Origin of the sequence: Candidatus Pandoraea novymonadis, assembly GCF_003004665.1 — a bacterium.
GTDB classification, from domain to species: Bacteria; Pseudomonadota; Gammaproteobacteria; order Burkholderiales; family Burkholderiaceae; genus Pandoraea; species Pandoraea novymonadis.
Genome location: NZ_MUHY01000001.1, coordinates 195,277 through 206,998, shown reverse-complemented (window position 1 = coordinate 206,998; position 11,722 = coordinate 195,277). Strand labels below are relative to the sequence as shown.

At 43.6% G+C, this 11,722-nt stretch carries 8 protein-coding genes and 1 tRNA gene; 4 read left to right on the top strand and 5 right to left on the bottom strand.

Annotated elements, in window-relative coordinates; genetic code table 11:
- Window positions 1-114: 114 nt before the first annotated feature.
- Both BZL35_RS00895 and BZL35_RS00890 read right to left on the bottom strand, forming a co-directional pair.
- Window positions 115-191, bottom strand: a tRNA-Val gene (locus tag BZL35_RS00895).
- Between the two features lie 64 nt (window positions 192-255).
- On the bottom strand, window positions 256-2,487 hold the full coding sequence (locus BZL35_RS00890) for a RelA/SpoT family protein (RefSeq protein WP_106182817.1): 2,232 nt from the start codon (window positions 2,485-2,487) through the stop codon (window positions 256-258).
- 747 nt (window positions 2,488-3,234) lie between these two features.
- On the opposite strand from BZL35_RS00890, the gene BZL35_RS00885 reads away from it, so the two are divergent.
- On the top strand, window positions 3,235-4,905 hold the full coding sequence (locus tag BZL35_RS00885) for an electron transfer flavoprotein-ubiquinone oxidoreductase (protein ID WP_106181954.1): 1,671 nt from the start codon (window positions 3,235-3,237) through the stop codon (window positions 4,903-4,905).
- A 122-nt stretch (window positions 4,906-5,027) separates the two neighbouring features.
- Here BZL35_RS00885 and aroC read toward each other — a convergent pair whose 3' ends face one another.
- The 3 genes from aroC to BZL35_RS00865 form a co-directional block, all read right to left on the bottom strand.
- Window positions 5,028-6,131 carry a chorismate synthase gene (gene aroC / locus BZL35_RS00880; protein WP_106181951.1) on the bottom strand — a complete coding sequence of 368 codons (1,104 nt, stop codon included), beginning with the start codon at window positions 6,129-6,131 and terminating at the stop codon, window positions 5,028-5,030.
- Window positions 6,132-6,460: 329 nt separating this feature from the next.
- Complete coding sequence (locus tag BZL35_RS00875; RefSeq protein WP_106181949.1) at window positions 6,461-6,913, bottom strand: CBS domain-containing protein; 453 nt, start codon at window positions 6,911-6,913, stop codon at window positions 6,461-6,463.
- A 292-nt stretch (window positions 6,914-7,205) separates the two neighbouring features.
- On the bottom strand, window positions 7,206-8,447 hold the full coding sequence (locus BZL35_RS00865; protein WP_106181944.1) for a YihY family inner membrane protein: 1,242 nt from the start codon (window positions 8,445-8,447) through the stop codon (window positions 7,206-7,208).
- A 95-nt stretch (window positions 8,448-8,542) separates the two neighbouring features.
- On the opposite strand from BZL35_RS00865, the gene wrbA reads away from it, so the two are divergent.
- The 3 genes from wrbA (at window position 8,543) to BZL35_RS00850 (ending at window position 11,715) form a co-directional block, all read left to right on the top strand.
- Window positions 8,543-9,130 carry an NAD(P)H:quinone oxidoreductase gene (gene wrbA, locus BZL35_RS00860; protein WP_106182816.1) on the top strand — a complete coding sequence of 196 codons (588 nt, stop codon included), beginning with the start codon at window positions 8,543-8,545 and terminating at the stop codon, window positions 9,128-9,130.
- A 401-nt stretch (window positions 9,131-9,531) separates the two neighbouring features.
- Window positions 9,532-9,792 (top strand): type B 50S ribosomal protein L31, encoded by a 261-nt coding sequence (locus BZL35_RS00855; protein WP_106181942.1) that lies wholly within the window; start codon window positions 9,532-9,534, stop codon window positions 9,790-9,792.
- A 225-nt stretch (window positions 9,793-10,017) separates the two neighbouring features.
- Window positions 10,018-11,715, top strand: coding sequence for an ArnT family glycosyltransferase (locus BZL35_RS00850; protein WP_106181940.1), 1,698 nt, complete (start codon window positions 10,018-10,020; stop codon window positions 11,713-11,715).
- Window positions 11,716-11,722 lie beyond the last annotated feature (7 nt).

Here is an 11,722-nt window from a genome sequence, read left to right as displayed (position 1 = left end):
CTCATATTAAAAATAAGGCAGACAGTAAACTTTCTTTCAAAAAAGAGAGATCACATTACCTATTCCTTATCCATTTCATCCAATTTTCTATGGATTATATTGTATCTAATTCGTTGGTAGGCTCGATTGGACTCGAACCAACGACCCCCACCATGTCAAGGTGGTGCTCTAACCAGCTGAGCTACGAGCCTCTTACATTTTTGGATTATAACAAAAAATGACTAATCAATGCTAGCTCATCAAATTAAAATGCATCTATTTTCCACGACGTGCGGACGCCACACCAATAACGTTAGAAAGCAAGGTAAGTGCTCGTTGTAACTGCCCTGAATCACCTATCTCAACTGTAAATTGCATAAACGCCTGGGAAGAATGAGACTTGGTACTTACCGCTGTAACATTAAGTTTCTCACGCGAGAATACTTCAGAAATATCTCGCAGCAGATCCTGTCGATCCATAGCCTCAATCTGAATATCAACAGGATATGTAGCTTTACCACGGCCTTCAAGCACATCAGTCGACCATGTCGTCTGAATCACGCGCTCCGGTGCACGCTTACGCATCGAAGCAAAACTCAGACACTTCTCTAAGTGAATCGAGACGCCCTTACCACATGTCACAAAACCCACAATCCGATCCGGAGGAACAGGACGGCAACATTTGGCTAGCTGCGTCAACAATGCATCAACACCCACCACCAATACACCGCTGCTGGCGCCTTGAGTTACGCTAGTATCCAGACTCTTCTTAGCAATGACTGCATCATCACGTACATCCGATATAGGGTCATTACCTACCAACGCCTGCTCAACCTGCCGCAGGCTGTATTCCTCCTTTGCAACAGATGCGTAAAGTGATTCGGGCGACTTAAAACCCAAACGTGAAGCTAAATCCTCAAGATTTACAGAGGTCTTTCCTTCTCTCTGCAAAGTTTTTTCAACCATGGTGCGCCCATATGCAATGGTCTCTTCCAAGTCAATAGCATTGAACCATGCCCTAACTTTCTGACGTGCGCGATAGCTTTGCAAATAACACAACTGTGTATTAAGCCAGTCACGTGATGGACCTCCTTGCTTAACAGTCACGATTTCAACCGTTTGCCCGTTATGTAATTGGGTATTAAGTGGCACCATCGCACCATCAACACGCGCTCCGCGGCAACGATGCCCTAACTCAGAATGAAGATGATAAGCAAAATCAATTGGCGTCGCACCTTGTGGTAAGGAAATAACACGTGCCTGCGGCGTCAGTACATAAATATGATCATCAATTGACGCATGCTTAAGTTGTTCCCATGACTGTGCCGCTGTATCAGCAGCAACCGTATCAGAAACATCATCTTTCCAGGCAAGTAACTGGCGCAACCATGCAATTTTTTGATCATAGACTCCATTCGCTGAGAAATCGCCACTATACCCATGGAATCCCTCTTCTTTGTAGCGCCAATGTGCCGCAACACCATACTCGGCAAAGTGATGCATCTCTTGAGTTCGAATTTGAACCTCAAACGCTCGACCATCATCGCCAATCACTACGGTGTGGAGTGACTTATACCCATTTGGTTTTGGACGCGAGATATAATCATCAAATTCTTTTGGAATCGGCTGCCAAAGATTGTGGATAATCCCCAGGACAGTGTAACAATCTTTAACATCGTCAACGATCACTCGGAACGCATGTACATCATATAACTCGGCAAAGTCGATCGCCTTCCCACGCATTTTTTTCCATATGCTAAAAATATGCTTTGGCCGACCTGAAACCTCTGCATTGATCTCTGAGCATGCTAGTTCTTCTCGCAGGCGAGCGACTGCCTCATGAATGAAACTTTGTCGTTCAACTCGCTTTTCATCAAGCAGCTTTGCAATACGTCTGTACGTACAGGGTTGCTGAAATCGAAACGCTAGATCTTCCAATTCCCACTTCAACTGCCAAATACCCAAACGATTAGCCAGTGGTGCGTAGATATCGAGTACTTCATGCGACACATCAGCAGAAGGCTCTTTTTTAACTGCAACATACCAACGCAAGGTCTGCAAACGAGATGCTAAACGGATCATCACCACCCGAACATCCTGAAACGCTAACAACATTTTACGCAGTGCTTCCACTTGCGTTTTTCGTGCAGAAACCACATCTCGATTCCGACCATTTTTTTTTGTCAGGACCTTTGCGCCACGCGAACCTACGCCAGATAATCGCTGCAGCTTACGCACGTCGAAAACCAGACCTGCAACTTCTACGCCGAATTTTTTCGTCAACACATCTTCAGTGTTATTGAAAAATTCCGATGCGGAAAATAGCACAGCGGCTTGATGTGTAGCAGCATCGACATGCAAGGTATCAAGAATTGACAACATGCCGCGTGCGTGCGCCATCACAGGCTCGCCTGACGACAATACAGCATCGCCACACAAAAGATCTCCAAAAGAAATCACTTCATCGAGGGTTACCAGCAATGGTGCCGTAACCGATATTTCATCCATTGCGAGTGAAATCTGCGAAGAATTCGTCATGTCAAAATTTAAGCTATGGAACCTCGAAAGCATCGTGATAGTTATTGATCGCAATGTGTCATCACCAGATGACTTAGCCAATCAATATCAAGCAATGTAAAAAGACGTGTATATTCGTCGAGAACCTTTCTACTTCGGACCATGTATTAAATGCAGTCTCCTTTTGGAGGGATAAGATTAAAATTACTCTCCTGCCAAACAACGAAAAACATCAGAATCTTTTTCTACCCTCTAACAACGAGCCATACCAAACACACATCATTAGATGTAAGCCAAATCAGTATTGCTATCTTTAATTTCAGAAATTACATAGTCCCAGAAATCCCATTCTCGTTAAGCCACATCGTCCAGAAAATACTATCAAAGTAAACCTCAAATCATTCTTTTGAAAAATTACTCTAATCTTTCAAAAGAATGGCATGCTTCTTAACCGATTTAGCAATCTTTTCAATTATTTCACAGCTGTTATTACATTTTTTATGTTTTTATGATTAATAGGTCTGTTGGCATAACCCCAAGTCAAAATACGTTAACGTATAGGTGTACGCGATGACATAGCACTCTCAAATACACCACAAGCACTCATGATCTCCTCTTTAAGTTTTTTGAATTGATAAACTATATCACTAGAATTGATGCCGGGAATATCGATCGAACCAGCGTATTCCTCAAAAATCATTCGTGCCCATAAATTCTAACGATAGAGTGGAAATATAAATGAATACAACACTGATCGAAAAATGTTACTCAAGAGAATCAATGGCCTACGACGTTGTCGTTGTTGGAGGTGGCGCAGCAGGGTTGGCTGCAGCAATTCGTATCAAACAAAGAGCGATAGAAGAAAATCAGAAAATTTCTGTTTGTGTAATTGAGAAAAGCGCTGAGATTGGTGCTCACATCCTTTCCGGAGCCGTCATGGACCCAAGTGCCATGTATGAACTTCTCCCGAACTGGAAAGCACATGGAGCACCGATTAAAACAGCTGTAACCCAGGATCAATTCTTATTCCTATCTGAAAATAAGGCTAAAGCCATCCCTAACTGGTTGCTTCCTTCCTGCTTCCAAAACAACGGAAACTATATCGTGAGCTTAGCTAACGTCGTACGTTGGCTTGGGAAACAAGCCGAATTACTAGGTGTTGAAATTTTTCCAGGCTTCCCGGCTGCCGAAATTCTCTATAACGAAAATGGTGCTGTCATTGGCGTCGCAACGGGCAATATGGGTGTCGGCTATGATGGACAGCCAACGGAGCACTTTCAACTCGGCATGGAACTGCATGCTAAATATACGCTGTTTTGTGAAGGCTCCCGAGGGCACCTTGGCCGTCAACTCATTCATCAATTTTCACTCGATCAGGATAGTGATCCACAAACCTATGGTATCGGGATGAAAGAACTCTGGGAAATCGATCCTGCCAAACACGAGGAGGGATTAGTCATACATACGGCTGGTTGGCCACTGGATAATGCAACCTATGGAGGTTCATTTCTTTATCACATGGATAATAATTTAGTAAGCATTGGTTTAGTTGTTGGCCTCGATTATACCAACCCTTATCTCTCACCGTTCGAGGAATTTCAACGTTATAAAACGCATCCACAGATACGTCACTTTCTTGAAGGGGGTAAACGCATCTCGTATGGAGCGCGTGCTATTACCACCGGCGGCATCCTCTCTCTACCAAAACTTGTCTTTCAAGGAGGGGCATTAGTGGGTTGTGAGGCAGGCTTTTTGAATGTATCACGAATGAAGGGCAGCCATGCAGCGATCAAAAGCGGTATTCTCGCAGCAAATGCAACCTTTGATGCCATTATTGAGGGTCGCTCACACGACGAACTAAATGCCTACCCCTTATCCTTCAAGGGATCATGGCTACACGAGGAACTAAAAAAATCACGGAATTTTAAGCAATGGTTTAAAAAGAGTCGAACGCTCGCAACGCTTATGACAGGTATTGAACAAAAACTACTAAGTGGCAAAATACCCTGGACAATTCACTGTCCAAAAGCAGATCATGAATACTTAAAGCCTGCAGCAGAATGTTCACCAATCTCTTATCCGAAACCAGATGGAAAACTCACTTTCGACCGTCTATCCTCAGTATTCATTTCAAATACATATCACAAGGAGAATCAACCTACTCATCTGAGACTGAAAGATTCCACTGTCCCTGTAGACATAAATCTTGTCAAATACAGAGGCCCCGAGCAACTGTACTGCCCAGCAGGAGTATACGAATTCATTAAAAATGAAGATGCCACTACACGGTTACAAATTAATGGACAAAATTGTGTGCATTGCAAAACCTGCGATATTAAGGATCCCACACAAAACATCGTCTGGACCGTTCCGGAGGGAAATGGTGGTCCTAACTACACCAATATGTAACCGAAATCATGAAAAATGAAAAAGCCAGATTAAAAATACTTAATTAAAAAAGCGAGTCCGACACTATCAATCAGAAAGGAAAAGTCATTCCTTAAACCAAGATAGCGATGATCAAAGGTAAATTATTCTGGTACTCGTGGGGCAATCCTCGGTGTGGGAACACTGACATCACCGCATTGCGCACGCTGACGCAACGCGTGATCCATAAGTACTAAAGCCAACAACGACTCAAGAATTGGCGTAGCGCGAATACCCACGCAAGGATCATGACGACCAAAGGTCTCTACTAGAGCGGGCTCGCCATATTTATCAATAGACCGGCGCGGCTTTCTAATGCTAGATGTCGGTTTAATAGCAACGGAAACGTCGATATCCTGTCCTGATGAGATACCACCCAATACACCTCCAGCATAATTACCGATGAAACCCTCTGGAGTTAACTCATCGCCATGCACTGACCCCTTCTGAGCAATACTCTGAAAACCGGCACCGATTTCCACTCCTTTCACAGCATTAAGTCCCATCATGGCATGAGCAATATCGGCATCCAGCTTATCAAACAACGGCTCACCCAAGCCCACTGGTACACCAGTGGCCACAACGCGAAGCCTAGCTCCAACGGAGTCGCCTTCGCGACGCAGCAAATCCATATAAGCTTCAAGCTTCGGTACAACCTCAGCATTCGCTGCATAAAACGGGTTTTCAGACACATGAGACCAGTCGATGAATGGAATTTTAATATCACCTAGCTGTGACATATGTCCACGAATTTCTATACCCAATTTCTCAAATAACCATTTACACGCAATGGCACCAGCTGCCACAACAGGCGCTGTCAAACGAGCTGATGAACGACCACCACCACGATAATCGCGGATACCATATTTCTGCCAATAAGTATAATCCGCATGGCCAGGTCGAAACGAATCAATAATATTTCCGTAGTCCTTACTGCGCTGATCAGTATTACGAATGAGTAACGCTATCGGTGTACCTGTCGTCACTCCTTCGAAAACACCAGACAAAATTTCTACTAGATCCAACTCTTGTCGCTGAGTGACGTGACGCGACGTACCAGGCCGACGACGATCAAGTGCTTTCTGAATATCAAACTCGGTCAAGTGCATGCCTGGTGGGCAGCCATCGATGACACAACCAATCCCTGGGCCATGGGACTCGCCAAAAGTAGTGACAGAAAAAAAGGTACCAAGCGTATTGCCAGCCATACGAAAACAGGAAAATGAGAAACAATATGGATATTATGCCAGTGTTCTCCTATTTTTGTCTCCAAACAAACTCGGATATCCGAATCTTCCTCATAGAAAGAAGCACTTACCACCGAAAAAATGTATATAGGACCCTACTCTCCCTAGAATTTTTCTACGGTGTCATCACCACCATAATTAAATAAAATCGAAGATATATCAAGTGTGTTCACTTATGCTAAAAATAGCAAAAATAAAACAAAAAAACCACGACAATCAAAAATACACACTGCCCCTTATTTTAAATTCGAATTAGGCCAAAATAATCAAATTTTCCTAAGGCGAAAAATCTAGATAGTTTTTTTCTCTTCGGCAGGCCAATCACGAATATAGTTCTTAAGCATCTGATTCTCGAACGATTGCTCTTCAACAACGGCTTTTGCAACGTCATAAAACGAAATTACACCCATCAATACCCGGTTATCCATCACCGGTAAATAGCGCGCATGATGCTTGAGCATCATGCGACGCACTTCGTTGACATCATTATCAGGAGCACAAATCAACGGATTTTCATCCATTACCCGGCGACTCGTAATGGTGCCAACAGTACCCCCATTCGCACTGATCGTGTTAATGATTTCACGGAACGTGAGCATACCGACAATTTCACCTTTTTCCATCACCACCAACGAACCAATATCATGCTCAGCCATTGTATTGAGACTGTCTTTCAGCAGTGTTTCCGGTGTCACGGTAAAGAGAGTGTTACCCTTAACTTTTAGAATAGCTTTCACTTGCATGGAAAACCTCTTTTAATAGTGAGTGGACAACATCCCAAATTTAATGCTATCGAAAAATTATGTAAAAATAAAGACAATGAGACACCTCAATCAATATCTACGTATGCTTTCCATGTAAAGAACCTCTTAATTTTATATTCCAGAATACTGCATTGCGCTTTCAACGACTCATAATCAAATGGAATTAATTTATCGAAGCAAACAAGCATATCCCATGAAACTCTATCTAAAAATAAGATTAGTAACTGAAATGTATAAAGAAAATGAAAGTTTCTACTATACCCATCGTTATTCATGCTATACGAGGCAAAATATCAGACAGCAAAACATCCCAATGGCCATTCCGAAGTTTGGTGGCTACCCGTTTTCCATCAAATTCATAACGCGATAATTGACGTATCAATTCCTCGACATCAAGCAAAAATTCCGTAACTAAAGGCCCAAGCGAGGTGTTTTTGGGATTAGCAAGTAAAATCCATAGTTCATCACTCCCCTCAATTGATAAACGTCCGATCCAATTTATATGCTCAAGCTTTATCAGTAGCTCACTGACATGCTCAATGCTTATCCCAAGATCCTGCGCCAAAGCAAGCCGTGTTTTCCCTGATCGACCATATTCACGTTCATAACTTAGTAAATGTAACAACACAAGGCTATCGTTCAAATCCCTCCCTGGAAAACGTGGATATTGAAAGTGCCCTTGACGTATGGATGGCAAAATAGAAGCGACCATCGCACCTAGCAGAGTGACTAGCCAACTGACGTAGATCCACAATAAAAAAATTGGAAACGCCGCAAAAGCACCATATATTGCCGCATACGTCGGGAATTTTCGCACATAACAACCGAAGCCATATTTAGCTATCTCAAACGCCACTGCAGCCGTACCGCCACCAGCAAGGGCATCGCGCCAATCAACTTTGCAGTTAGGCATATGAATGTACATCAATGTGAAAGCGATACTCGTCATAGCCAAAGGCAGAAAACTCAGCATCCAAGTTATACCAATGGGAATCCTATCTACAAATGACATAGTTTGTGAAAAAATGTACGAGCTAATAGATAAACTGGCACCGAAGAGTAATGGACCAACCGTAAGCAATCCCCAATACACTAGTATCCGTTGCAGCAGCGGACGCGCACAAGGAACACGCCAAATCAAATTGAAGGTAGATTCAATCGTTATCAATGTGATAATAGATGTCAACATTAGACTTATCAGACCCCATGCCGTCATCCCTTTTGCTTTTGAAGCAAACTGATTCAGATAGAAAAAAATCTGATCATTCACGCTAACGGGCATAAGCTCTTGGAGCAAAAATTCTTGCAAAGCATCACGAAACGTGTTGAAAATTGGAAATGCAGTAAATAATGCGAAGGCCACTGCAAAAAGAGGCACCATGGATAAGACCGAGGTAAATGTCAAGCTGGCAGCAATTTGTAAAATACGATCTTCTTTTGCACGCTTGGCAGCAAAGTGCATAACTTGGGCGACCGCCTGAAAATCAATACGATGAAAAAAATGAGAATCCATGGAAAATATGGCAATCACGCACCTAAGACAAACTATTGAAAATAGGCCATATAATAATCCTACTTTTTATGACGAGTCTTATGACAAAGATACCTATGACAGAAGTCCTAGTTCTGTATTACAGCTCTCACGGAGCAACAGCACAGTTAGCGCAATGTATCGCCCAAGGTATCGACAGCGTCGTAGGCACACAAGCACGCGTCCGCACAGTCCCGCCGGTTTCGACGGTCTGCGAAGCTAGTACCAAAAAGATTCCCGACGCTGGACCGCCATACGTCGAACTACGTGATCTAGAGGAATGTATAGGCCTTGCGCTCGGCTCGCCTACTCGTTTTGGCAATATGGCGGCTGCATTAAAATACTTTCTCGATAGCACTACACCGCAATGGCTCTCTGGCGCTCTCGCAGGGAAAGTCGGCTGTGTTTTCACATCCAGCGCCAGTCTGCATGGTGGTCAAGAAAGTACCTTGCTCTCGATGATGATTCCACTCTTACATCACGGTATGCTGCTCATGGGCCTTCCATACACAGAGTCCGGCTTGACTAGCACAAGAACCGGCGGTTCACCTTACGGAGCAACACACTTCGCCCATGAGAAGAAAACATTATCAACTGAAGAACACCAGTTAGCCATCGCACTCGGTGCAAGACTCGCACATACCGCAAATCGACTTACGATATAGCCACAGACTATTGAAGCATCAAATATCTACACGATGACCAATCAGAGCTCTTTCCGAAAGGATAGGATCAATTTAAGAATTTACTTACAACCAGTGTGACTTATAGAATATTGACATTAAACGCAATCTCTTCGCCGATCTCATCGGAGTATGCCTAGGCATGTGAATACATCCAACTTCCTATTTTCGTGGTATTTTATAGAAAATCTTACAAAGTCACAAAAATCTCCATACAACAAACTTTTATCAAGTTGCGCAAATGATTATTTCTCTGGCATACTTCTCCTTTTAACATTGGCAAGTGAGTGGTTAGCGCAAGCTGCGGGTTCTATTCTGATTATGGACGCGCCAGCCTAAAATGGCCGCGCAAACTCCGCTACGAATCCACATCAGGTACGAACATGAAAGAAGGCATTCACCCGAATTACCGTGAAGTTCTTTTCCGCGACATGTCTAACGGATTCGAATTTTTAACTCGATCAACCATACAGACAAAAGAAACAGCTGAGAAAAATCGGACAATCTACCCGCTAGCAAAGATTGAAGTTTCGTCGGAATCACATCCGTTTTACACCGGCCAACAAAAGATTATTGACACAGCTGGTCGCGTCGAAAAATTCCGTCAAAAGTTTGGTTCCCGCACAGGCAAAAGCGCGAAGTAAAGCTGTTTCTTCGAGGTAACCTCGCGAGTAAAATAAGTTAGGCTTCAAAGCTTTCCATGCCGTTCAGTTCAAAACTGAACGGCATTTTTTAATTGCTTATGATAGATAAGTCATTGTTACATCCAATGAGTATTGCTATATAAAATATAGCCTCCACTTGTCACTTCGATATGGTAATACTGTCTTCTTATCCGATTTTTCCTTAGTTTTCGGACAATCTTGCTTATGAAACGTGTCCGCATCACAGCCTCTGCTGCTAGAAAAATTCCGCGATCTCTACTCATCGCTATCTGTGTTATCTATGTCATAGTTGGCCTATTTGGGCGCGATCCATGGAAAAATGAAGATGCAACTGGTTTTGGTGTCATGTGGACAATGGCGAATGGTAATTTAACTGATTGGTTGCTACCTAATATTGCCGGCCATCCTATCTACGAAAGTGGTCCCCTAATTCTCTGGATGGGAGCACTTGCAATACGGGTATTTCAAAAATGGTTCACCGCTCACGATGCCGCGCGCATCGTGACGGGACTATGCTTTTACATGACCTGTACATTCGTCTGGTATGGTACCTATCTTTTAGGCCGCCGTTCTGAACTTCAACCCTTCAAATATGCTTTCGGTGGTGAACCCGAACCACGTGTTTACGGTCGAGTACTAGCCGATGGTGCATTATTGATTTTACTAGCTTGCTTCGGCCTCGCTGAGCGGGGTCATGAAACGACGGCAGATGTTGGTCAATTAACTCTGGTAACCATGACCATCTATGGCCTCGTACGCAGTCTCGACAAACCACATCAAGGTGCAACATGGTTTGGTATATCGATTGGTTGTCTAGCACTAGCGTCAACACCATTGCTCGCATTCTCAATGTGGCTCTCAGGATTAATCGTTACAAACTTATGTCATACATTATCACTACGTTGTATTATTATCATTAGTACATCAATTGCCACATTCATAGCTGGCACCTGGCCAGCTGCTGCATTACAGTGGGCTCCAGATTCACAGCAATGGCTTAGCAAATGGGCAACCATCAGTATAGGCAGTTTCAGTAGATCGAGTTTTTCATCGCTAAGCTACACTGCTAAAAACTTGGTACTCTTCGCTTGGCCAGCCTGGCCGCTAGCCATTTGCTCACTCTATACTTGGTGGAAATGGTACCGCGCACCCCATGTCTGCATTCCGATGACCTTGGCAGCCACAATCCTTATCTTGGTGTTTCTACAAGAACATCAAGGTAATCGTTTGTTCATGCTATTACTACCACCACTTTCAATCGTTGCAGCTTTTGGTCTACCCACACTGAAACCCAGCACTATCAATGCAATCGACTGGTTTGCCGTAATCAGCTTCACATTGCTAGCTAGTTTTGTTTGGATAGTATGGCTAGCCGGGTTAACTGGTTTTCCTCTATCAACAGCTCGTAACTTGTACCGGCTTGTCCCCGGTTTTAAGCCTGAATTCAGTTGGACTGCATTCCTTTCCGCAATTTTGGCCACAGCTGCATGGATTGTTCTCGTTACTTGGCGCATCTCGAATAGTCCCAAAGTAATATGGCGTAGCGTTGTGTTATCAAGCGGTGGCACCACGCTGATGTGGGTGCTCTTGATGACACTTTGGTTGCCTGTAATAAACTACGGCCGGACGTATAGAAATGTTGCTGCACAAATTTCTGCTAACTTACCGGCTAATTACAAATGTATTCTTACCTCACATGTTGGTGATGGACAGCTTGCCTCTTTCGCCTATTTTGGGCAAATGAGGTTTGGCACACACAATGATGATTGTGACGTACTGCTACAACAAGACTCCCGTCATAGTGATCAATTATTACTCAACTCTTATGAAGGGCAATTGCTATGGGAAGGCCACCGCCCTGCCGACAGGAATGAACGATTCCAACTTTATATACTTCAATAACCGCCCA

Bases quoted from the DNA above. Each gene is read 5' to 3' on its own strand.
- BZL35_RS00885 (WP_106181954.1), top strand. From the start codon at position 3,235: ATGAATACAACACTGATCGAAAAATGTTACTCAAGAGAATCAATGGCC.
- BZL35_RS00890 (WP_106182817.1), bottom strand. From the start codon at position 2,487: ATGGATGAAATATCGGTTACGGCACCATTGCTGGTAACCCTCGATGAA.
- BZL35_RS00850 (WP_106181940.1), top strand. From the start codon at position 10,018: ATGAAACGTGTCCGCATCACAGCCTCTGCTGCTAGAAAAATTCCGCGA.
- wrbA (WP_106182816.1), top strand. From the start codon at position 8,543: ATGACAGAAGTCCTAGTTCTGTATTACAGCTCTCACGGAGCAACAGCA.
- BZL35_RS00875 (WP_106181949.1), bottom strand. From the start codon at position 6,913: ATGCAAGTGAAAGCTATTCTAAAAGTTAAGGGTAACACTCTCTTTACC.
- BZL35_RS00865 (WP_106181944.1), bottom strand. From the start codon at position 8,447: ATGGATTCTCATTTTTTTCATCGTATTGATTTTCAGGCGGTCGCCCAA.
- aroC (WP_106181951.1), bottom strand. From the start codon at position 6,131: ATGGCTGGCAATACGCTTGGTACCTTTTTTTCTGTCACTACTTTTGGC.
- BZL35_RS00855 (WP_106181942.1), top strand. From the start codon at position 9,532: ATGAAAGAAGGCATTCACCCGAATTACCGTGAAGTTCTTTTCCGCGAC.